17 protein-coding genes are annotated in these 21,767 nt (G+C 57.6%); 4 read left to right on the top strand and 13 right to left on the bottom strand.

All coding sequences use genetic code 11. From position 1 onward, the window contains the following. Positions 1-156: 156 nt before the first annotated feature. The 6 genes from ACVWZG_RS03910 to ACVWZG_RS03885 all read right to left on the bottom strand — a co-directional run bounded on the left by ACVWZG_RS03910 (position 157) and on the right by ACVWZG_RS03885 (position 7,249). Positions 157-2,847 (bottom strand): tetratricopeptide repeat protein, encoded by a 2,691-nt coding sequence (locus ACVWZG_RS03910; protein ID WP_457406405.1) that lies wholly within the window; start codon positions 2,845-2,847, stop codon positions 157-159. Then, entirely contained in the window at positions 2,844-4,067 is a 1,224-nt protein-coding gene (locus ACVWZG_RS03905) for a class I SAM-dependent methyltransferase (RefSeq protein ID WP_457415235.1), read from the bottom strand. Before ACVWZG_RS03905 ends, ACVWZG_RS03910 begins: the two co-directional genes overlap by 4 nt. Before the next feature lie 9 nt (positions 4,068-4,076). Continuing rightward, on the bottom strand, positions 4,077-4,865 hold the full coding sequence (locus ACVWZG_RS03900; RefSeq protein WP_457415232.1) for a TylF/MycF/NovP-related O-methyltransferase: 789 nt from the start codon (positions 4,863-4,865) through the stop codon (positions 4,077-4,079). After that, complete coding sequence (locus ACVWZG_RS03895; RefSeq protein WP_457415230.1) at positions 4,862-5,665, bottom strand: phytanoyl-CoA dioxygenase family protein; 804 nt, start codon at positions 5,663-5,665, stop codon at positions 4,862-4,864. The genes ACVWZG_RS03900 and ACVWZG_RS03895 overlap by 4 nt, the downstream gene beginning before the upstream one ends. 265 nt (positions 5,666-5,930) lie before the next feature. Next, complete coding sequence (locus tag ACVWZG_RS03890; protein ID WP_457415227.1) at positions 5,931-6,722, bottom strand: hypothetical protein; 792 nt, start codon at positions 6,720-6,722, stop codon at positions 5,931-5,933. Between the two features lie 293 nt (positions 6,723-7,015). After that, on the bottom strand, positions 7,016-7,249 hold the full coding sequence (locus ACVWZG_RS03885) for an SPASM domain-containing protein (protein WP_457415225.1): 234 nt from the start codon (positions 7,247-7,249) through the stop codon (positions 7,016-7,018). A 1,135-nt stretch (positions 7,250-8,384) separates the two neighbouring features. Here ACVWZG_RS03885 and ACVWZG_RS03880 point away from each other — a divergent pair. Then, positions 8,385-8,705: a hypothetical protein gene (locus ACVWZG_RS03880; protein WP_457415223.1), complete on the top strand. Its 321-nt coding sequence runs from the start codon at positions 8,385-8,387 to the stop codon at positions 8,703-8,705. 10 nt (positions 8,706-8,715) lie between these two features. On the opposite strand, the gene ACVWZG_RS03875 is transcribed toward ACVWZG_RS03880, so the two are convergent. Further along, positions 8,716-10,602, bottom strand: coding sequence for an AMP-dependent synthetase/ligase (locus tag ACVWZG_RS03875; RefSeq protein ID WP_457415221.1), 1,887 nt, complete (start codon positions 10,600-10,602; stop codon positions 8,716-8,718). Positions 10,603-11,112: 510 nt separating this feature from the next. Here ACVWZG_RS03875 and ACVWZG_RS03870 point away from each other — a divergent pair. Then, complete coding sequence (locus tag ACVWZG_RS03870; protein WP_011433763.1) at positions 11,113-11,847, top strand: protein-L-isoaspartate(D-aspartate) O-methyltransferase; 735 nt, start codon at positions 11,113-11,115, stop codon at positions 11,845-11,847. Here ACVWZG_RS03870 and ACVWZG_RS03865 read toward each other — a convergent pair. Further along, the gene (locus ACVWZG_RS03865) at positions 11,844-12,584 is read right to left on the bottom strand and encodes a glycerophosphodiester phosphodiesterase (protein ID WP_414332228.1); all 741 of its coding nucleotides are present in this window, start codon (positions 12,582-12,584) and stop codon (positions 11,844-11,846) included. The genes ACVWZG_RS03870 and ACVWZG_RS03865 overlap by 4 nt on opposite strands. 144 nt (positions 12,585-12,728) lie before the next feature. On the opposite strand from ACVWZG_RS03865, the gene ACVWZG_RS03860 reads away from it, so the two are divergent. Further along, positions 12,729-12,914 (top strand): hypothetical protein, encoded by a 186-nt coding sequence (locus tag ACVWZG_RS03860; RefSeq protein ID WP_011433765.1) that lies wholly within the window; start codon positions 12,729-12,731, stop codon positions 12,912-12,914. Positions 12,915-12,918: 4 nt separating this feature from the next. Here ACVWZG_RS03860 and ACVWZG_RS03855 read toward each other — a convergent pair whose 3' ends face one another. The 5 genes from ACVWZG_RS03855 to ACVWZG_RS03835 all read right to left on the bottom strand — a co-directional run bounded on the left by ACVWZG_RS03855 (position 12,919) and on the right by ACVWZG_RS03835 (position 16,580). After that, positions 12,919-13,440 carry a peroxiredoxin gene (locus tag ACVWZG_RS03855; RefSeq protein ID WP_457393503.1) on the bottom strand — a complete coding sequence of 174 codons (522 nt, stop codon included), beginning with the start codon at positions 13,438-13,440 and terminating at the stop codon, positions 12,919-12,921. Between the two features lie 179 nt (positions 13,441-13,619). After that, positions 13,620-14,078 (bottom strand): GNAT family N-acetyltransferase, encoded by a 459-nt coding sequence (locus ACVWZG_RS03850; RefSeq protein WP_414344496.1) that lies wholly within the window; start codon positions 14,076-14,078, stop codon positions 13,620-13,622. Positions 14,079-14,414: 336 nt separating this feature from the next. Beyond that, complete coding sequence (locus tag ACVWZG_RS03845; RefSeq protein ID WP_414329361.1) at positions 14,415-14,573, bottom strand: hypothetical protein; 159 nt, start codon at positions 14,571-14,573, stop codon at positions 14,415-14,417. An 825-nt stretch (positions 14,574-15,398) separates the two neighbouring features. Then, complete coding sequence (locus ACVWZG_RS03840; protein WP_414406588.1) at positions 15,399-16,154, bottom strand: precorrin-2 C(20)-methyltransferase; 756 nt, start codon at positions 16,152-16,154, stop codon at positions 15,399-15,401. 12 nt (positions 16,155-16,166) lie between these two features. After that, on the bottom strand, positions 16,167-16,580 hold the full coding sequence (locus tag ACVWZG_RS03835; protein WP_414329363.1) for an STAS domain-containing protein: 414 nt from the start codon (positions 16,578-16,580) through the stop codon (positions 16,167-16,169). A 296-nt stretch (positions 16,581-16,876) separates the two neighbouring features. On the opposite strand from ACVWZG_RS03835, the gene ACVWZG_RS03830 reads away from it, so the two are divergent. Continuing rightward, positions 16,877-21,691, top strand: a complete 4,815-nt coding sequence (locus ACVWZG_RS03830) for a translocation/assembly module TamB domain-containing protein (RefSeq protein WP_457406420.1) — start codon at positions 16,877-16,879, stop codon at positions 21,689-21,691. The last annotated feature ends 76 nt before the right edge of the window (positions 21,692-21,767 follow it).

Genomic DNA, 21,767 nt, shown 5'->3' with positions numbered 1-21,767 from the left:
ATCGCGCTCTCAGCTCTACATGGCCATGCGGGGAGACAATTGGCAGCTTGCCATCCTGCCTGCAGTTTTTCTGCATCTTAATCCCAGAGTGAGGGGGCTGATTACATCCCACGGCAGAGCAAAGCTGCCAGGCCTGGCCAGAGCCTCCCAAAAAGGTCAGCTCCCGCCCTTGGGAGGCGGCACCCGGAAGCCACTTGGCAGCTTCTCGCCCTGGGCAGCCGCTTCCAGCGCCGCTAGGAGGAAGGCTTCGAATTGACGCACCGCCCCTAGGTCGAAGTACAGGTGCGTTTTGGCTGCTGCTACAGCCTTGCTGGCAAAAGCGAGGCAGCGTTCTTGGTCACGAGCAAAAGCAAGGGCTGTGGGCGCATAGTCCTCGATGGAGGGGGCAATAGGCGCAATCTCGGCGATCCCCATCTGCTCGTAGGCTGCTGCCACAAAACGCCCACGGGCAAAGCGCCCAGGCCAGGTGACAATTGGTTTGCCGTAAGCCATGGACTCGTAGAGAGTGTTGCCTGAGCCGAAATGAATGGGATCCAGCAAAACATTACAGTGGGCCACCAAAGCCATGAAGCGATCAAGCGGCTGGTACGGCAGGAAGCAGACCCGTTCGTTGAGGATAGGGGCACTCTTTGCCCAGCGCGCCCTGAGCTGCTCGCTCCGAGCCTTGGCGTAGTCCTCAATCATGACAATGTGGCCCTCGGGGTCGCCCTCAGCAATGGCTGCTAGCACCGCGTCGAAGTCAGGGTGCAGCTTAAACAAAGATTGAGGGCAGCCGTAGAGCCGGCCGTGCTCTGGCAGGCCCAGTTCTGTGCGGGAGGGAATTGACGTTGGCAAGCTGAAAAGTTGGTAGCAAAAGGGGAGGCGGGTAAAACGCACCAAGCGCTCACTGTAGTAGGCTTCTGCTCCTTCCGGTTCCATCGGCGCATCTCCCCCTAGGAAGTAATCAACTGTATCGATGCCGGTGGTATCCGGATGGCCGTAACTAACCATCTGCACAGGCGCAAGCCGCGCATAGGCCAGAAAGTAGGTGGATGGCCACATGCCAATGTCGGGGTAGAAGAGGGCATCGAGTTCAAGGGCTGCAACTTGTGCTTGCCACTGGGGAAGTCGACCGCTGAGGGTTACCGTTCGGTCGCAAGCAGCTTCCAACCTAGCTCGCAGTTGGTCACGCTGGGCTTGTGGTGGGTAGATGAGGATGACCTCAAAGCGGGAACGGTCAAGCTGAACCAGAAGGCCCTGGTAGAGCTTGCCGATGGTGTGGCCGACAAGCAACTGGGAGCAAAAGCCAACCCGGATGCGCCGACCTGTAGGGAACTGCCAGCGGGCAACATGCGGCGCTTCAAAGTTCAACTGCGGCGCCTTAGCCCGAAAGAGCCGACAGAGACCTTCCATGAGCGCTCGGTCGTCGGCGTTGTGGTAGGCAAGGTAGAAGGAAAGAGAGCTGCTGAAGTATTGGGTTGGGTCGGTCAAGGTTCCAGGCAGGTCCAGCAGAGCGTTAAGGCCCTCCCGATAGCGAGCTCGCCAGTGGGCAATGGCCGCTTGGGACTCGGGGATGGCTAGTAAGTGAAGCCGACCCGCAATCTGGGTGGCAAGGATCCGCTCGGCCGCATCGGAGGGCTGGGGTCTACATTGGCGGGCCGCCTGTAACACTTCCTCAGCTTCCCCATCCTTTCCTTGAGCTGCCAAAGCAAAGGCCAAAGCTAGATGGGCGTAGAAGTGGTGCGGCTTTTTCTGCAGGGCAAGGCGCGCACAGCTTTCTGCTTCTTGGAGTTGGTCAGAAAACTCGTAGACTCCTACCTTTGCCAGGAGGCTCTCAACAAAGTGGGGACAAAGGGTTAGGGCTTTGTCAAAGTAATCCAGCGCCTTGGGAAAGTCACGGTTAACTGCGGCCAATCGTCCAAGGCAGTAGAGTGCTTCTACCCGCTGTGGGTTGAACTGCAGTGCCGCTTGGTAGGCGCTTGCAGCTCGCTCCCATTCGCCACTTCCCAACAGCGCACTTCCATAGTTGACCCAAGCGTCGGCATAGGTTGGGTTAAGCTCAATTGCCCGCAAGGCAACCGCTTGCGCTTCAGGCCATTTGCCAATCTCTTGCAACAGAGCTGAAAAATTGCTGTATATCTCGGCATCCTCGGGATAAGCCAGCAGTGCCTGCCGGAAGAGAGCTTCACTTTCCTCATAGCGCTCTTGGTCCTGAAGAGATACGGCCAGGGCAAGCAGGGCCTCGCGCTGATTGGGCTCAATGGCAAGAGCCCGCCGAGCTGCCTCTTCCGCTGCCACTGCCTCCCCCTGTTCCCAGCGCACCTGGGCAATAATGGTCCAGGCCAGGGCAAGACCTGGGTTTTTGGCAAGTAGCCGCTGGGCTTTTTCCAAAGCAAGGGCTAGGTTGCCACTGTTGTAGGCAGCTGCTGCTTCCTGTAGCTCGCTGGCTTCTTCCTCGGTGGGGGGCTGCGTTGCTGGCAGAGGGTCAGGAGAGGGAGCTTCTCCCTTCAGGGTGGCGGCCGCTAGCCGCGCAGTTAGCTCGACAACAGCGGGCCCTTCCAAACCGTGGGCGCACGCTTCGGCAAGAACCCGCTCGGCCTCCCCGTATTCACCACACTCCAGCAGGGCTTCAACCAAAGCTAGCCAATATTGACCAACCGTTGGATTGGCGCTGACTGCCGTCATCAAATGGGACAGTGCCGACCGGGGCTGCCCCCGCTGACGGGCAAGCTGGCCCAGAAGGTGGTGGGCGTAGTGGTGGCGGGGGGCAACCTGCAGGATGGCCCGATAGAGCCGCTCTGCTTCTTCCAGGTGCCCCTGCTGGTGGTGGTCAATAGCTTGCTGCAGAAGGTTGCTTAGCTCCATCATCGGCCCTCTAGTTTGGGCAAGGCATAGGGATGAGCAGAATGCCAGTAGTCGACTAGTTGCCCTTGGTGCTCGATAAGCACCTGCTTTGGCTCTATCCCAAGCCTAGCCATCTCGGCAACAATGTCAGCGGCGCGCCATTGGGTTGGGATGATGACCACGTCTGGGGTCTGCGTTTTCAGCTCCTCTGGGCTGACAATTTGCTGGCCAACGCCGGCAACATAGGTGCCAACTTTGTTTGGATCGGAATCGACAACCCAGGTAAGCCAATTGGTCTTAACCCCAAAGTGGTGCATGAAGGCTGCCCCTTTCCCCGTGCCTCCCCAGAGGGCAACTCGCAGGCCACTGTTAGCCAGCTCTTGAAGCTGGGCAGCAATTTTGCGGCGAGCCTCTTGGCTGCCTTGCTCAAATTTGGCTGCTGCTTCAGCCCGGAGCCGCCAGGCTAGCGGTAGCTGCAGCTCAACGATGGCCAACACCACTTCCCCATCGTAGGCGTGCCACAAGCTCACAATTGCACCGACGCGCTGTAGCAGGGCACGCAGCGACTCAGTGCTAAACTGCTGGGGGTGTTCGTAGTAAAAATCCACCAGTCGCCCTGTGGCAAAGACCCGGTCGATACAGGGCACTTCAACAAGCAGGCGCACAGTCTTTTTACAGCAACCTGCAGCCCATGCCAACTGCTGTAGGAAGGCTGCTGGTTGGCTAAAGTGCTCCAGGACATGACGCATCACCACCAGATCCGGCTGGAGATGCAGCAGATCTTCAACAGGGTCAAAAAGCCGCGCCTCAAATTGAAACTCACTGGGGAAGTCGTCCGGTTGGTTAGGGTCAAATCCAATGTACCGCCCTTGCCGGCGAGCAGCCAAAGACCGCAGAAAGTGACCACAACCGCAGCCAATCTCAACCACGGTTGGGTTCTCAGGTAGGCGGGTCAGCACCTCATCGACCAGTTGCGCCAGATGCCGGTTCCACAAGACCCCGGCGTTGAACATGAGGTTCGGCTGACTGCCGTACGGGACATCCTCATAGCGGAAGGCGCGATTCCAGACATGGCCACAGGCGAGGCACTGCACAAAGTCAAGCCGATAGGGGGGCATGGCCCGTGCCTCCTCTTCAGTACGTGGCCAGCCCAATGTGGCAAGTGGCGCAGCCCCTCCGTCAAAAAAAGGGTGAGCCACTGATTCGCCACAGGCAGGACAGGGATCCGTATAAAGAGGAGTCATGCTCTACACTTACTCGAGCACAGCATAAGACATGTTCGTCGCGTAAGGGAAGCGAAAGAGACGGAGATTGCGGAGGCCCAGCATCTCGATCGTTGCCAGTGTTTCACCCGGAAACTGACGCATGTTGAGCTCATCGAACAAGATCACAGCTCCCTTTGGCATGCGTGGCACAAGCAACTCCAGCGCTAGCTTTGTCGGCTCGTAGAGGTCGACATCGAGATGCAGCAAAGAGACAACCAGATGGGGGTTATCTTCAAGATACTTGGGCAATGTAACACGCAGATCGCCCTCAACCAGCTTTAGTTTTGGTATGTGCCCTAGAAAGCGCGTCAAATCATGGATGGACGCGGCACGCATAATGTCGTTGGCCATGCCGCTTTCGACGGCGAAGCCACCGAGGCGGGTATGTTCAGAGACTGCTTGGCCTCTTAAATCGACTTCGGACACTTCTGGAAAGCCAGTGAAGGTGTCAAAGCCGATGATCTCGCGCAGGTAATTGGTTGGCTCGAAGATTGAGCTTAGGTGATACCACGTCATGAGGCTGGCGCCACGGGCAACCCCCATCTCAACCACTGAGCCATGAACATGCAATTGCTTTTGGAACACCTCGGCACGCGCCAAAAACTTGGTCAGGCTTTCCCGTGTGACATATTTGGTAAAATTCTCCAGCTTGACGTTGGCACTGCCCGGGCTTTCGGCCCAGTAGCGCTCCAGTTCTGCCAGGCACCTGATATTGGCTTCGCTTTGGTTAGATGACTCACGGATCATACCGCTCAATGGATTGCCATTGCCGCTCATGGTGCGTTCTCCTTTCTGGCAAGTGCTCTCCGTCCTTCTTCTGCCAAATCCTCCCAGCGCCAGCCTCGTTCAATAAAGAAAGGATCGGTCAGATCAGTGTAGCGCAGCGCAACTGCGAACCTTACATCCTCACTGCAGTTCAGGTTGGCCGAATGCGGCAATAGTCCGTCAAAAAGAACCAGGTCGCCCGCCATCAGTTCGAGCTGACGCTGTTCCTTAAACGAAGCAATGACTTCTGGCGGAAGCGTAATCCACTTGTTCTTTCCACTCAGTGCCTCATTGTGGGCGTGCGGCATCAGGCCTCGCTTGTGCTCGCCAGGTGCAACCATCAACCCGCCATTAAAGGCACCGGTATTCTGTAACGGAATGTAGGCCACTACGTGTACGTGTGGGCCGTAGAAACGATCCTGATGCCAGTAGGCAACATTCCACTCGTGGCCAGGCATGCTGATGATCATGAGCAGGCGGGGATGGATGGCAATGCGCTCGCTGCCCAATACTTCCATAGCCCAACTGGTGAGCAAACGGCTACTTGCCAGCTCAAACATCCAAGGCCGCCGATTGACCTCCTCGTAAATCCAAGACTGCGCCTCTGGCTTGGCTCTCCAGAGAGCGATCAGTGAACGTGACAAACGACGCACAGGGTCACTTTCTTCACTTGCTGCAAGGCCAAATCGTTTAAGCTGGGTAGCGACCAGCCAGTGCAGGTCGTCTGCCCATTCATTCAGCAAGACAGGCGGAACAAACTGGGGAATATGGCAATAGCCAAGTTCTGCAAATTGCTCCTTGAGTCGCTTCATTTTCACCCTCGCTTATCGTAAAGTCTTCCAAGCCTGATACATTCACGCTGAACTCTCCTGAACATGGTTCAGGAAAGAAGCGATCGCATCCTGCCTATCTCTGAGCAGGAAGGCGGTATCCCGCAAAGCCCTGAGGAATACCCCCCGAGCGCTTTCCCCCTTCACTTCCCGGCAACCGTTGCGGTGGACTCAAGGATCAGGGGGAAACTTGGTCTACTATATCCCTCTCAATGACTTTTGCCAAACCGCCTAAAGCTCAGTAAATTCAGCAAAGTTCAGGGTTTTGGGGGTTAGAGGCATGCTCTGCTGCCTCCTGGGAGAGAGTGCCGGCAGAGTAGCCCTGAATCGGAAAGCAAAACGGTTGATCTTCAGCAGGCTTGCGCAGAACACAGTAAAGCAAGGCGTTTTGGCCAATCTGGTTTTTAGTGACCAGTTCGAGGATATCCTCGCGTTTCCATAGCTGTACGAACTTCAGTGGATTATACTCGACGTAGAGATAGGCCATTATCGTGTAGCTGTTTGCCTGGGCTAGATCCCAGAAAAAGGTCGGCTGCACGTTGTAAAAACCGTGATCGAGCCAGCCGGTAAATGGCAGACCGTGGATCATTAGGCCACCAGGCAGCGTGTAGTCGTGTATGGTTTTCATCACCTGGGCAATATTATTGAAGATGTGCTCGGCTGTGCCAAGGTTAAAAACAGCATGGTAACGCTGAGGCAACTCGATAGGGAAATTGAGATCCAGCTTGAGAGCTGCCTCCGTGCCATGAAGATCCACCGCTGTCATCGAACGTGGCTGCCAGAAGGTGCGCCAAAAGACCTTGGCGATCTCGAACAGCATTCCAGGGCGCTTAGCCTGAGTAATTTCATCAAGTTGACGGAAGAGGGCAGTACGTTCTTCCTCTTTGGCAAAGCGATAAATGTCTTGGCCAAGCTGCTCGACAGCCACGTCGCCGTACCAGTTGGCCTCGCCCAGTTCCAAACAGTCGCCTCCAAGCGGAATAGCGTTTTGTTGCCGCATTTGGCTAAATAGAACGTATTCGATGGCAGTGATAGCCATGGATCTGATACATTTACGCTGAACACTGCTGAACATCACTGTTCAACTATGCAGCGATAGCATTCTGTTTGTTTCCAAACAGAATGGCGGTATCCCGCAAAGCTTTGAGTAGAATACCCAAAGCGCAGTTTCCGTGTCGTCTTACTACCAATTTTCTGCTTTGCTTTGGCTACCATGTTGGCAGACTCGAAAGTAAACAGAAAGATCAACTGGTAGTAATCCGTACTGAACATATTATACATTATTTTCAGTATAGTTGAGCTTATTATTGACTAGAGTCATGCTCTCCTTGTTTAAAGGAAGTTGCAGCGGCGGCATGGCTCTACCTGCAGACGGTTGTCCACCGTCGCGCGCAGTCGGCGATAGCTTGGGCTGTTGTAGATGTCGAGGACATGCTGCTCCCGAACGTTGCCTATGGGGTAGCGTGCCTGGCCATCGGCGCAACAGTGGGCTACCACACCCGTTGCCGTGATTGATATGTCAAACCAGCGAGTGCAGGCTATGGGCGGTGCCGTGGGAGGCGACACATCGACCTGGCCAAGCCAGTTCGTGCGCGGAAAAATGCTAACTTCGAACAATGGATACGTTGTCCTTACCCAGGTAATGAAATCCTCATCAGCTGCTGTGCCGTCTCCAACACGGGATAGCACAATGCGCATTGGCAAGCGTCCCTCAGCTTTTGCTTTGTGAAGTCTGTCCAGGCTTTCGCGAGTCCGTCTGTAGGGCAACTTCATCGTTGCCTCGTATTCGTCTGGGCGGTGATCGTTGAAGCTAACCCACAAGTAACCAAGATTGGGAAACTGTGTTAATCGTTCCACAATCCGCTCGTTGATGAGGGAGCCATTGGTAGTCAAGGTGATGGTAGCGTGCGGTAGCTCAGACTGAAGATATGTAAGCAAATCGAAGATCCGTGTATCCAAAAATGGCTCATTAACCTTAAAAGTGGCTCATTAACCTTAAAAGGACTTAATTGAAAGCGATGAAGACGCGGAATGTCTTTGAGGTCATTGACAATTTTTTCTATTAGAGAATCATCCATCTTTGCTCCCTTTCTTTCCAGTGAAGAATAGGGACAAAAGTTGCAGGCAGCGTTGCAACGTGCCATCGTTTCCAGATGGACATGAGCTGGAAAGTCAATGTATGAACTCTCCCGCATCGCCAGAGCTCTGCGCTGATAGTCCAGCAAGTTCGGCGGAATTGTGCTCATCTCACTGTCCTCCTGCAGCATGCAATTGTCTACTCATTAAAACATTGCAACAGGCTCCCCCGTGTGGGCGCTTCGCACCCCTAGCAGGAACGCTGCTGCCTGCGGTAACTCTAACCTAGAGCATGACTCTAGTCAATAATAAGCTCAACTATACTGAAAATAATGTATAATATGTTCAGTACGGATTACTACCAGTTGATCTTTCTGTTTACTTTCGAGTCTGCCAACATGGTAGCCAAAGCAAAGCAGAAAATTGGTAGTAAGACGACACGGAAACTGCGCTTTGGGTATTCTACTCAAAGCTTTGCGGGATACCGCCATTCTGTTTGGACTCCGTCCCGCTAACGCGAATGGAAACAAACAGAATGCTATCGCTGCATAGTTGAACAGTGATGTTCAGCAGTGTTCAGCGTAAATGTATCAGAACTTGTCCGAACTATTCCCTCTGGAGAGCCATGAACTGGCAACACCTCTTCACTCGCGCTTTTTGGGCGGCGACCCTCGCCAGCTTGTGCCTGCCGGGAGCGGTTCTGGCCCAGGCTAACCTGCGGGAGCTCCCCCCCGATCTGGCGGAACAGCTCACCACAGAGCAGATCCTGCAAGCCTGCGCCGCCAACCAAGCCGATACCCTGCCCAGCCCTTTCCCAGACGTGGTGGCGACCGACTGGGCCTACAAGGCGGTGCTCACCCTCTACTACTGTGGAGCCTACCGAGGGGCCATTCCACCGGAGCAATTCCGGCGCTACTTGGAGCAACAACGGGGATCCCAAACCTAGAAGGCTGGCTCTACTTCAAAGATCGGTACATCTCCTCGATGAGGTGAGCGTAGCGCTCCGCCACGGGGTTGCGCTTAATTTTCAGCGTCTGGGTCATGAGGCCATTTTCCACACTCAGGGGCTCTGGCAAGAAGCGAAAGTCAGCAACTTGCTCGTCGGGCCGATAGCCAGGGCGCTCTTGGATGCGGCGGCGCACCTCCTGCAAAATCAAGGTGCGGGTCTGGGGCTGGGCCAGCAGCTCGGCATCCTCAGCCGGGATCCCTTGCTCGGCAGCCCAGGCTTTGAGGGCATCGAGGTTGGGGTAGATGAGGGCAGCCAATTTCTTTTGGTCTTGCCCGACGATCACGATCTGACTGATGTAAGGAGATTGCAGACAAGCATCTTCCAGCGGCTGGGGCTCAATATTCTCCCCGTTGAGTAGGACGATGACATCCTTGGCTCTGCCGGTGATCACCAGTTGCCCGTCGGGGGTGAGCCAGCCCAGATCCCCCGTTTCAAACCAGCCGTCGGAGCTGAGCACCTTGGCAGTGGCTTCCGGGTTGTTGTAGTAGCCCATCATCACCTGCGGGCCACGGGCCAGGATTAGTCCTTTTTCTCCAGGGGGCAGCGGCTGTCGAGTTTCAGGATCCACAATGCGAAACTCCGTCCCCGGCAAAGGGAGGCCAGCCGTACCGCGCACATTGTTGTCTGGACGCCGCGCGCACAACACCGGCGAAGTTTCGGTGAGGCCGTAGCCATTCAAGATGGAAATGCCCACCACCTCGTAGAACAGATCCAAGTAGGCAGGCAGGGATCCACCGCCGCTGATGGCATGTTGAAAATTGGGGCCCAACGCCCGTCGTACCTTGCGGTAGATCAGCACATCGGCCAATCGGTGCAGGGGCCAGAGCAGCCAATGTTGCAGGCGAGCCTGCAGGCGCACCCAGGGGCTGACTCCGTAATGCAAAATCGACTGGTTGCGGGCTATCCGTCCAGAGAGCACATGGCTCTCACTCACGGCCATCAGAGCGCGGATCAGCCGCTGCATCAGGGGGCTTTTCTCTTTGAATTGCCGTTGGATCCCTTCATAAACGGTTTCCCAAATCCGCGGCACTGCCACCAGAAAATGGGGGTGCTCCTGTTGGAAATCTTGTTTGATAAAGCGAGGGCTGGTATAGACCAACATGCAGGCACGGCTGAGGAGAAAATACTCGCAAGCCCGCTCATAGGAGTGCCAAGTGGGCAGAAGGGTCAACACCTTATTCCCCGGCTGTGGCTGTACAACCACGCCCAAGTTCTCCACCTGGTGCATCAGGTTGCCGTGGCTGAGCATCACCCCCTTGGGCCGACCGGAAGTGCCGGAGGTGTAGATGATGGTGGCCAGTTGGGATCGCTCCAGCTTTGGGGGTTGGTAGGTGTGTTCCCGACCCTTTTGCAGCCATTGGGAAAAGTTCAGCACCCCTGCTTCCTGCTCATCGGAAAGCAACAGCAGCCGTTCCAGGCCCAGCTCCTGCACATCCGGCCGGATCCGCCTCAGGGTCTTCAGATCCTGAGCAATCAGGGCCGTGCTACCGGAGTGGCGCAAGATGTAGCCCAGCTCACTGGGATCCGCCACAGCGCTGCGGGGCACATTCACAGCTCCCGTGAACATCGTGGCCAGATCGGCCATCAGCCAGCGGGGGGAGTTATCGGCAAAAATGGCCACCCGATCCCCCGGGCAAATGCCCAAAGCCTGCAGGCCAGCCGCCAGGGTTTGAATGCGGCGAAACAGCTCTCCATAAGACATCTCGAAAACTGTCTGCGCGTGGGGATCCCGTAGGGCAACCTGACCGGCAAACTCTTCCGCCAGCACTTGCCAAACGTTCAGCAGCGTCGTCTCAGGGGCAGTGGGAGTAGCAGAAGCGGCAGCAGTTGTCATAGATCTGTACCGTAAATTACGTTTACAGTCTATTAAACCCAGCCTCTCTCCCCAGGTGTCGCTAGGACAGTTCCCAGCCTGTCACCCCATTCACCATCTTCCCCTTGCGGGGAAAAGGTAGGGATCAACACTATAAAATCTTGCGCTGGCAGAACCAGGGTGGTGATTGCTCGCCCCGGCAGATTGCGCACAAAACTTTACAATTTTGATCAAACCGGATCCCATATCTCCCATGGGGATCCCGGCTGTAAGCTTCATGTAAACTACCCGACACCGACCGCTAGGCGGTACGAAGCGGGCTTTTAGTAGCCCTGCAGTTAGCAAGCCAACCGCGAGCCTCTGGGGTGGTTTACTGCACCCCCAATCGACCGTTACCAGTGCCCTAAACAGCTGTTTCTGGTGCCCGCAGTACCATTATAGCATTCCTCCCGACACTGACCCTACGGGTACGGTACGGGGCTCCTGCGATTTCTAGCTGAGCAGCTCATCGTTTCTGGAGGTTGTGTATCGGTGATCAACCCATTCTCATCCTTCCGGTGGAGACATTCTTCTCGCTCTCCAGCTGGGATCCCAGAAGTTGAACCTCAGCCCCCAGACGCTTCCGATCCTTTTGCTTCCCAACGGGAGCAGATGGTCAAGAAACAGCTCATCAAACGAGGGATCCGAGATCCACGGGTACTGGAAGCCATGGGAAAAGTGCCGCGTCACCTTTTTGTCCCCTCTGATCTGCGGGATCGGGCCTACAGGGATTGCCCTCTGCCCATCGGCTATGGCCAGACCATTTCTCAGCCCTATATTGTTGCTTTTATGACAGAAGCTGCTCGCCTCACGCCTGAATCGGTGGTGTTGGAAATCGGCACCGGCTCCGGCTATCAGGCGGCTGTTTTGGCAGAGCTGGCCCGGCAAGTGTATAGCCTGGAGCGTCTGTCCCCATTGGCTGCTCAAGCTCAACAAACCCTCGCTGCCCTGGGCTATCGCAACGTGGAAGTGCGTCAGGGGGATGGCTACCAAGGTTGGCCAGAGCATGCTCCCTACGATGCCATTCTGGTGACGGCAGCGCCCCCAACTGTGCCCATGGTGCTGCTGGATCAACTGGCGGTGGGGGGCACCTTGGTGGTGCCGGTGGGAGAAAGCCCTTCGGACTCCGGTGCCCAGGGATCCCAGTCCTTGCTGATCCTCTGCAAAACAGCCCAAGGATGGGTTCAAAAAGGGGCTTTTCCGGTGCAGTTTGTGCCCATGGTCTAGGGTTTTGCCCCCTCTACTCCTGCCAAAAGGTGGGCGCGAATTTGCAAAGCCAATTGGGGACGGTCGGTAATCAACCCTTGAACAACGGGATTTTGTCCTACTGAGCCGGCAAATGGCTGCAAGCACAACTTCATCACTTCAGGATCGTTCACCGTCCAAACGTACAGAGGGATCCCGGCCTGTTCAGCTTCAGCCAAGAACTGCAAGTTCACCCAACTGTAGTGGGGGGCCAGAAAATCCGCTCCCAACTCCCGGCAACGGGTAAGTAAAGATCCCTTGGCTTGCTCCTCAGCCTTTGCCTCGATCAACAGGCCAACCTTGGGTTGCGGGGACAAAAGCGTTTTAACCCGCTGCACCACCTGAGGCAAAAAAGAGGTGATCACAAATTCTTCGGGGGTCAAAATATCGCTAACGAGGGCAAGGACTTGTTCCTCATAGCCTGCTTCTTTGAGTTCGATATCGAGGGTGATCTTGCCCTTGATATGTGACAGGGTCTCTTCAAGAGTGGGAATCGTGGGTTTGCGGGCCCGAATCTCGGCCCAAGTTAATGCGGCCAAAGGCTGTCCATCCAAATCGGCATCGTGAACAACCAGTGGGATCCCATCTCGGCTACAGCGCACATCCAGCTCAATTTGCTCGGCCCCCACCTCAATAGCGGCAGCAAAAGCGGCCAGCGTGTTTTCCTCGGCGTGGGTGTGCTCCCCACGGTGGGCGACGATCTGGGTGTAGGGGAGCATGTCAGCACCTCTGAAGCGGGGTTGAGTGCCAGGTTGCGCAGCTCTATTATGATTGGCTCTCGGTGGTTCAGAAAGGGATCCCAGCAGGCGACACTCCCCCAGCGGAAGCGATAAGCTAGGAGAGTCAATTAGGTCTCTGAAGCTATGGACGCCGCCGAAATTGCCGCCTTGAAAGAGCGCATCAAGCTAATCCGCGAACGCCGGCCAGCGGTAGCCAAGCTGTTGGAAAAGCCAGACTTGGGCAGCTTGCGCGTGGATGTCAACCAAGCGCTGGAGGAGATCGACGAGTTGCTCCACGAGTTTGAGCAGACTTTTGGCCCGGAAAGCTAGAGGGCTAGCTACCGACAAGCCGTTGCAACTGGGCCAGAACCTCAGCGCTGTGGCGGCTGGGGTTTACAATTGGGTCGATTTCTCGCAAAATTCCCTCGGGGTCGATCAAGAACGTATTGCGCAGGGCAACATCGCCCATCCAGGAGCCGTAAGCTCGACTGACCGTGCCGTCGGGATCCGACAGCAAAGGAAACTGTAGCCCCTCTGCCGAGCAAAAGCGCCTGTGAGAGTCCACCGAGTCAGCGCTCACGCCCACAACCTGTGCCCCCATGGCCCGGAACTTGGGCAAATCTTGCTGAAAGCGGCGGGCCTCAATCGTACAGCCGGAAGTGAAGTCGCGGGGGTAAAAATACAACACCACCCACTCCCCCCGAAAATCCGCCAGCCGCCGTATTTGCCCGGCTTGATCTGGCAATGCGAACTCCGGTGCCGGAGAACCTATTGGCGGGAGAGGAGTAGTTCCCCACTGAGCCCAGGCAGGCTGAGTCATCCCAAAGCCCACAAGCAGGCCCACAACCAATCCCATGAAAACCCTGCCCAATTCCCTCACTGCCCCTCCGAGACCTCTCTAGAACCCATCTCTAGCTTACATAACTTTATATGAGTCCAGGAACTCGCCTCACTGCGCAGAAGCAAGCCAGCGGGGTGGGAAGCATCTCCACTCTGCCAGCTCAATGTTGCCGCTTTGCCAATTCCTTTGCCAATTCAAGGTAACCACTTGCAGAGCAAAAGCTGCGGAGGGATCCCCAACCATCGCCAGAGTTGAGAGGTGCGTTCGATGGGGGTATAGCGCAGTTGAGCGTACAGTTGCCGCGCGGGGAGATTGTCTTCCAATACGTGCAGATGCAAACAGCGGTAGCCCCACCCTTTCGCCACCCCTTCAGCACTGAGCAAAAGCAGACGAGCAATTCCTCGCCGCCGCCAGCCGGGCAGCACCGCCAAGTTGGAGAGGTAGGGATACTTCCCGTGGGCTGTGACCCGCAAAGAGATCTCGGCAGTGCCCACCACTTCGGATCCCACCGCAGCTGCCAGACAGCAGTAGTGGGGATCCCTTGCGGCCAGCCTGAGGCGCAACTCTTCGCGAATGCCCAGCTTGCGAATTGGGTAGATCCAGCGTTGCAGACCTGAGGGGGGATGAAAAACCTGGGCTAGAACTTCGGCCAAGGGATCCAGATCATTCGATGTAGCTGGGTAAACTACGGGGGAAGGCAACACAGGTTGAGATAGGGCAACCGCAAGCATTCTCCTTATTTTCCCAAACAACTTGCAAACAACAAAACAATAAGTGGTGACCCCCACGGGGAGCCACCACTGAACCGGTAGAACTTGGCCACAGGGAGGAAAACCACCCCTGCCGACGCGGACTAACCGCATCCAAGACTTAACTAAGACTTATTCAGTTGTCTTAACTTGTAGCTTTCCAATTTCCTTTCCAATTTCCTTTCCAATTTCTAGGCCAGCGCCAGTGGCCGCTCCGACACCAGAATCCGACTCTGAGGTTTACGATGAGATCTCCAGATCGCTAAAATGGCAGGCTGAGCCGTTGATGCGATAGATATCATCCGTGATGGGCTGGTAACCCACTTCCACCAGATCGGACTTGGCAGGAGCAAATATGCGGATAATTGCTCTAGCAATCTTTGAGAGAAAGGTAAACATAGCAACCTCCTGAAAGTGAGAGTGAAACTATGAACTGAGAGAACCTCGAATTGCTAAAGCCCGCAGTCCTTGTCCCACTGAGCGCTGGTTCCGACTCGCAGAGCTTGCAGGTTGAGAGCACCTGAACCCGATCACCGATTTTCCCACCCTGACTCGCTCATGAATGGAGATTCAAAATAGCCGGCTGAGCTTGTTGATCTGGCAAAACCACTTTTATTTGAGGATTATTTGAGGAACACCTAGAGCGCTCTCTCACTTTCCCAGTGGCTTGTGCAGCAAGCCCAACTGCTATCTGCCTAACTCCCTTGTTCTGCTTTGAGGAAAACCTGTCGTAGGTACCAGGTGCTCTGCTGAGCGAGACAACCACTTCTCAGGAGAGTCTGCCGAAGCAACGGATCGGAAGCTTGGATCAAAGCGTTGACCGACAGAGAATTTTGGACTTGAATTTTGGATTTGATTCAATCGAGAAGCGGTGCCTCGCATTTGAGATGGGGATGAGATATTATCCTCCTCGCCTGAATCACTACATTCATAATCTAACCTATAGCCGATCTCTCCACCAAGGGCGGCAACCATTCTTAACAGGCTGGATCATTCCTTTAACTTGGTCTTTTCATCTCTTTTTGGTTCAGGTCAATGAGGGATCCCAGCATTCTCGATTCGGATTCCTCAGCCTCTTTCCGTCACAGGACACCTGATTTTTTGGGGAAACAAGCTGGCTCGGCGCGAGCCTTGAGCTAAACAGAAATAAACGCAAAAAAACAACGACCAACCCCTGCTTCGGGCTTAATCGCCGGAAGGAACTCATTCCCTATCCTAGAAAACTCATTCCAGCTGTAGCTCGTTTTCCAGGTTAAGAGAATCTTGATTTCGGGGCCGAGAACGCAGGATCAGCAGGGAAAAGTAGGGGGGCTGGTAGTCGGCCAGTCCTTCCAGGGTGGGGAAGAGGGTTTGCTGGGGCCAGCCGGCCCAGACCACCAAGCTGGCTTGTTGCAGCCAACCTCTTTCGGCCAGCCACTGCCAAACCTGAGGGTAGACAGAGGCCACTTTCATGAGGACGACTACCTCAGCCCAGGCACAAGCCTGCTCCAGTTCCGAGAGGGCAAACAGAGCCGGTAAAATCGCCAATTTCTCGGAGCCGAGCACCAAGGGGGATCCCAGGGCAGCAGCAGCGGCTAAGGGAGAGCACACCCCCGGTATGGCCTGGATGGGCAAGGCGGGGATCCGCTGCCGCAGGGCTTGGGCCACGTAGGCGAAGGTGCTGTAGAGGCCCACGTCTCCCTCACAGATGAAGGCGACATCTTCTCCCCTTTCTAGGAGTGGGGCTAGTTGCTGGGCAGCCACTCGCCAGGCAGCTTGCAGGACTTCCGGCTGGGTGACAAAGGGCAGGCGAAGCGGCAAGAGGGTTTGTTCCGGTCGCAGCCAAGGGCGCACAATCTGATAGGCCAGGCCCGGCTGGCCGGCGGCATTTTGGGGACAGGCCACCCAGTTGACCGTGCTGAGGATGCGGGCTGCTTTGACCGTTATCCAGTCGGGATCCCCTGCTCCAGCACTGATCCCCCAAAAGGTTCCCAGACCCATACTTATTACGTATCAGGCGGTCTCTGTACTGCCCGTACTTCCTTCCTTCAGGCGATCCAAGGCTTCCTGCAAGGAGTTGCGCAAAGACAGGAACTTCTCCAGGCGCACCAGCTTCACCGTTTGGGTGATGCGGGGATTGCTCACCACCTGAAAGACACCCGCACGGCTCTGCACCAGCTTGGCCAATTGCACCAGGGCGCCGACGCCAGAGCTGTCGATGAAGTCGATCCCTGTCAAATCCAGGATCAGGTTAGGGGATCCCTCTTCCAGGTATTTGGTGACCACCTTAACAAAGACCGGCTCGGAAAAGGCATCCAGAAGGCCAGTCAGGTGAAAGACCTGGCAGTTTTCCAGCGCCTCGCGGCTGCCGCGCAAGCTGACCGTCAGAGATAGGGGTTCCGGAATGGCTCTTCTCCTTTCAACCATCTCGACAGAAGGGAACACCTGAGAGAGGCCCCAGGGTGAGTTCAATCTCGGGTGTGGAGATAGCTTAGCATCCCCGTTCTCCGCGGGAGACGGTATTTTTCCGCGGGGTCTTCGGGGGAATTACGCCTGGGAGCAGGGATCTCTTCTTTCTGTTCCCTCGTGGCAAGCCAGGAGACCTTGGGTAGGATGGGGGCAACTGTGCCGGCAAGGTCGGCCCGCAGTGCACGAATGGCTTTTGGGAGCCTGTCAGGTTTTTAAGGGGTAGGCGGTTGGGAGAGGATCACCAAGATCCAAAGATGCAGCAGCAACGATTCAACCTTTCCCCCATCACTCTAGCTGGGGTGGGTTTGGGCTTGACGGCTGCCGCCTTTGGTGCCGCCTGGGGAACAGGGATCTACCTTCAAGATCACGTGCTGCCGCAGGTGGAAGCAACCCTCTCGCAAGCGATGCGCCGGCGCGTGGAATTGGGGGAGGTGAGGTTTCTGGCCCCCTGGCAGGTGAGCTTGGGAGAAAGCCGCGTTGAACATCTGGCCACCATCGGCTCCATCGACCTCAGCCCCGATTTCTGGACTTGGCTGCGGACGGGGGAACGGGTGCTCAATGTTACCTTAAATCGGCCACAACTGCTGCTGATGGAAACGCTGGATCGCGGCTGGGCGGATGTGCAGTTTCAACTGCCCGAAGGGGAGGGATCCCTGCCTTTCCAGGGGCTGAATATTCGCTTGCGCCAGGGATCCCTGACGGCCATCCCTTTGGTGGGGGAGCGACGCCAGTTTGATCGGCTGCAGGGCCAGGTGCAGGTGTGGCTGCCCCACAATGCCCCGCCAGGAGAGGAGGATCTTTTCGGGGGGCGGGCCAGTTTCCAGGCGACGGCACGGTTGCTCCCTCGGGAGGGGAGGAGGGGATACCCGCTGCAGCTCAGGGGGGTGGCGGATTTTGCCCAGGCTTCCGGTTCGGTGACGCTTTCTGCGGCTCGTCTGCCTTTGGATCTCTTGCCCAGTGTGGTGCCGGCGGCCCCTTTTGCGGAGGTGCAGGGGGAAACTGGCTTGGATCTCCAGGTGCTCTGGCGGCGGGATCAACCGCTGGAGTTGACGGGGCAGGCCCAGGTTCAACAGGCTCGGCTGGATCTGGAGAGGTTGCCCCATCCTTTTGAAGAGGTGAAGGGCTCCGTTCGCTTTACCTTGCAGGGGTTGGAGCTGGAGGGGGTGAGCGGTCGCTTTGGTCAGCTTTCCTTTGCCGAGCTAAAAGGCCCGGTGGTCTGGGAGCAAGGACAGGGGTTTGGTTTGCAGGCGGAAGTAGCGCCGGCCCGCCTGCAGCAGATCCAAGAGACGTTTGCCTTTGGCCTGCCGGTGGCGGTGGAGGGGGTGGTAGGGGGATCCGTAGCGGTCACTGGAGCCTTGGATCAGCCGCAGATCCGGGGACAGTTGCGGGGGCTTTCGCCGGGGCAGGTGGATCGCCTGCCGGTGTCGGAGTATGCCTTTGGCTTCCGCTTTGCGGATCAAACCTTGGCCTTGGAAGCAATTGACCTCAAGACTGCAGGGGGTCGCATCCAAGGCTCCGGCCAGCTGCAATGGGCTGCCGGCTTGGCAGGCCAGTTCGATCTTCAAGTCAGCGGAGCCGACGTGGAGCAGGTGCTGGCCCTTTACGGCCTCAACCTGCCCCGCCGGGGCGCTCTTCCTTGGGTGGGGCCGGTTTCCGCTCAAGTGCAGGTGGCGCTGACGGGATCCCAACCGCGGGCGGAGGCCACCTGGGCAACCCAAGGGGGAGAGATCGCCGGAAGAGGGCAGCTGCAGGTTTTGCCGGAGGGTCGGGACTGGGTGGTGCAGGTGCCGCAGGCGGTGCTGGACGTGGGCGGAGGCCGGGTGGCGGTGGCGGGGCGGTGGGCGGGGGGACAGCTCCAGACGCAGTTGGCTCCTCAGGAGGTGCCGCTGGCCTTTTTCAACCCCCAATGGCCGGGATCCCTCTCTGGCGAGCTGACGGCGCAGGTGAACACGGCTGAGGTGTCGGAGCTGGGCTTTTTGGGGGCGCTGCGGGCGCAGGGCTCGGTGATCCTGTCGCAGCCTCTGGGAGAGGCAAGGGGCCAGGTGGCCTGGGATGGGGCGGGCCTAGTGATCCAAGAAGGTGAGATCTTGGCCGACGCAACTCGGCTGGCCGGCATACGGGGGCGGATCCCGGTGGATCCTCAAACCCTGCAGGTGGGATCCCTGGATTTGGCCTTGGCTGTGGATGGGGTTTCCTTGGCAGAAGTGCCCGGCCTGCCACCCTTGGTGGAGGGGGTGCTGCAAGGTTCGGGGCAGATTCGGGGATCCCTGGACAACCTAGAGGTGGAGGGAGAGGCTCGGCTCCAGGGCCTCAGCATAGCAGGAGTTGAATTTGAAGACTTGGCCGGATCCTTCCAGGGGTCTGCTCGAGGGGTAGAGGTGGATCTCCAGGGACAGCAGGACAGGCTGGCGTTGCAGTTGGATCCCCAGTTGCAGCCTTTGCAATTTCAAGTCCGGCGAGGGGAGGCGGAGGCAGTAGGTCAACGACAGCAGGAACAGCTCCAGGTGACGGTGAATCGGCTGCCGCTGGCTTTGCTGGGGGGCTTAGCTGCCGGGCCGTGGGCCAGCCTACAGGGGAACCTCGATGGGGAGGTGGCAGTTGACCTGGCGAGTGGTGCTGCCCAAGGACGGGCTGCGGTAGCGGATCTGCAGTGGGGAGGGATGAAAGTGCAGGGCTTCTCGGTGGATTTTGACTACCAGACTGCGGGCGACTCCGGCTCTCCCCGGCTGACCATTGCTCAAGCCCAACTGGATTTGTTCGAGAGCACCTATACGGCTAGGGGCACCTTAGAGCTGCCTGCAACTCTTCTGCAAGCCGGTTTGGATCCCACCTTGGCGGCTCTCGCTCCCCAAATTGACCTAGAGATCAGCACCCATCAAGGTCGGCTAGAAGATATCATCTCCGCCTTCAAGTGGCGGCAGTGGCGCGACCTCACCACCCGGGGTTTCCAATTGCCCCCCTTGGGCCCTGCCTCGGTGTTAAAGACCGACCCGGTTGGTTTGCCCAACCATCCTCTCCTGGAGCAGCTGGAGTACTATGCCCAGATCCTGGCTGTCCACCTGGAGACCTTGGCCAGCCGCATGGATCCGCTGTTCGCGTCAGCGGTGCGGAGCACTTTCCCGCCGCCCACAAGTCTGCGAGGGGAATTCCAAGCCAGCGTTAGCCTGGTCGGCAGCCTCAACCGGCCTAGCGTCAGCTTTTACCTTGAGGGCCAGAATTGGCAGGCAGAGGAGTTTGGCATCGAAAGCCTTACTGCCAGGGGCAGCCTGGCTGGAGATGCAGTGGTGTTGGAGCCGCTGCGGTTGCGCAGTGGCGAACGTCAAGCCCTTTTTGTGGGCAAGCTGGGCCTAGAGGAACAGTCGGGATCCTTGCAAATCCAAGGATTGCCTCTGGCTTTGCTGGACCGCTTCCTGCCAGAGGAGCTGGAGCTGCAGGGGGATCTCAACCTGGACGTGGAGCTGGCCGGCAACCTGCGGGATCCCCATGCCCGCGGATCCCTGACAGTGGTCAACGCCCAGATCAACCAGGTGCCGCTGCGGGAGGTGGGAGGACAATTTGACTACCAGCGGGGGCAGCTGCGCCTGGGCGGCGCCCTGCTGGCCAATGGTGACGAACCCATTCGCCTCTTTGGCCTGGTGCCCTACACCCTGCCCTTTGCCGAGGTGCGGGCCGAATCCGACCAGATCGACCTCACCCTGCAAGCCAAGCATGGCGGTCTGCGCCTGATCAACCTCTTCACCGACCAGGTGCGCTGGGAAGGCGGCCAAAGCCAACTGGAGCTGGCCATCCGCGGCACCTTGCGAGAGCCCAGCCTGCAGGGGAACTTGAGCGTCAACTCGGGGATCCTCAAGCTGGCAGCCCTGCCGGAGCCCATTACCGACCTCACAGGCCAGATCGCCTTTAACCTCAATCAGCTGCAAGTCCAGGAGCTGCGGGGACAGTTGGGGGGTGGATCCCTTTTGGCTGAAGGCTTCTTGCCCGTCAACTCTCGCGGTGCCCTGCAGATGGACGAAACCTCGCCACCCTTAACTCTGCAACTCCAAGGGATCCAGCTCAACCTGCCCAGCCTCTACACTGGCCATCTGGACGGCGAGGTGGCTGTCAGAGGGCTGCTTCTGCAACCTTTGCTCGAGGGGCGGCTGGAGGTTTCTCAAGGGATCGTGGATGTCAGCCCCCGCCGGGCAGAACCTGAGGCCGCAACAGCTGCCGCCGGCTCGACTTCGCCGGATCCCTTCTGGCAGCCGCGGCTCAACGGACTGGAGCTGGTCTTGGGGCCAGGGATCCGCGTGCAGCGTCCCAATCTGTTTGAATTCAATGCTGCCGGCACCTTGCGCCTGTTTGGCACTCCCCAGGATCTGCGCCCAGCGGGCACCATTGCCCTAGAGCGAGGCCGCATCAACCTGCCCCTTGCCAACTTTCGCCTGGATCGCTCCCGCTCCAATACCGCCACTTTTGACCTAGACAACCCCTTCGATCCCTTCCTGAACCTGCGCTTGATGACCCAGGCCATCGAGGTCTATCGCTTTCCCCAAGAGCTCTCCCCCTTCGACACCAACCGCAACCTGCCGGGATCCCAGCAGAGCATCGAGATTTTCGCCACGGTCAACGGGCGGGCCAGCCAGCTGGCTGAGGCGGATCCCCGCAACGGGGTTCTGGCCCTTTCCAGCAGCCCCAGCCGCTCCCCCGAAGAGATCGTCGCCCTCCTGGGAGGCACAGCTCTGGCCCGCCTCAACCCCGAAGCGGGAGTGGCCGGCCTGGCCGGAACTGCCTTGCTCAACGATGTGCTGGACACGCTGCGGGACACCCTGGGCCTAGACGAGGTGCGCATTAGCCCCGTCCCCCAGGTCGATACCCGCGCTGCCAACCGCTCCTCGATAGGGCTAGCGCTGGAGGTGGCCCGCGATCTGGGGCCAGCCACTTCCATCTCGGTGCAGCGCAACCTAACGGATCCCTTTCAGCCCACCCGCTACAGCGCCCGCTACCGCCTCAACGAGCAAACCCTCACCCGCGCCAGCACCGACCTCGAGGGCAACAATGTCATTTCCATCGAGTTTGAGACCCGCTTCTAATGGGATCCGCTCCGGAGTTTGGCAGCAGGCTTTGGATGGCCAGGGATCCCTTGAAAAAAGATTTAGTGGAAAAAGC

This window comes from Thermostichus sp. OS-CIW-33 (assembly GCF_054059615.1).
This window is presented reverse-complemented; position numbering and strand designations above follow the sequence as displayed.

Bases quoted from the DNA above. Each gene is read 5' to 3' on its own strand.
- ACVWZG_RS03860 (WP_011433765.1), top strand. From the start codon at position 12,729: ATGGACGCCGCCGAAATTGCCGCCTTGAAAGAGCGCATCAAGCTAATC.
- ACVWZG_RS03910 (WP_457406405.1), bottom strand. From the start codon at position 2,847: ATGATGGAGCTAAGCAACCTTCTGCAGCAAGCTATTGACCACCACCAG.
- ACVWZG_RS03895 (WP_457415230.1), bottom strand. From the start codon at position 5,665: ATGAAGCGACTCAAGGAGCAATTTGCAGAACTTGGCTATTGCCATATT.
- ACVWZG_RS03845 (WP_414329361.1), bottom strand. From the start codon at position 14,573: ATGTTTACCTTTCTCTCAAAGATTGCTAGAGCAATTATCCGCATATTT.
- ACVWZG_RS03890 (WP_457415227.1), bottom strand. From the start codon at position 6,722: ATGGCTATCACTGCCATCGAATACGTTCTATTTAGCCAAATGCGGCAA.
- ACVWZG_RS03855 (WP_457393503.1), bottom strand. From the start codon at position 13,440: ATGGGATTGGTTGTGGGCCTGCTTGTGGGCTTTGGGATGACTCAGCCT.
- ACVWZG_RS03835 (WP_414329363.1), bottom strand. From the start codon at position 16,580: ATGGTTGAAAGGAGAAGAGCCATTCCGGAACCCCTATCTCTGACGGTC.
- ACVWZG_RS03905 (WP_457415235.1), bottom strand. From the start codon at position 4,067: ATGACTCCTCTTTATACGGATCCCTGTCCTGCCTGTGGCGAATCAGTG.
- ACVWZG_RS03900 (WP_457415232.1), bottom strand. From the start codon at position 4,865: ATGAGCGGCAATGGCAATCCATTGAGCGGTATGATCCGTGAGTCATCT.
- ACVWZG_RS03830 (WP_457406420.1), top strand. From the start codon at position 16,877: ATGCAGCAGCAACGATTCAACCTTTCCCCCATCACTCTAGCTGGGGTG.
- ACVWZG_RS03880 (WP_457415223.1), top strand. From the start codon at position 8,385: ATGAACTGGCAACACCTCTTCACTCGCGCTTTTTGGGCGGCGACCCTC.
- ACVWZG_RS03875 (WP_457415221.1), bottom strand. From the start codon at position 10,602: ATGACAACTGCTGCCGCTTCTGCTACTCCCACTGCCCCTGAGACGACG.
- ACVWZG_RS03865 (WP_414332228.1), bottom strand. From the start codon at position 12,584: ATGCTCCCCTACACCCAGATCGTCGCCCACCGTGGGGAGCACACCCAC.
- ACVWZG_RS03840 (WP_414406588.1), bottom strand. From the start codon at position 16,154: ATGGGTCTGGGAACCTTTTGGGGGATCAGTGCTGGAGCAGGGGATCCC.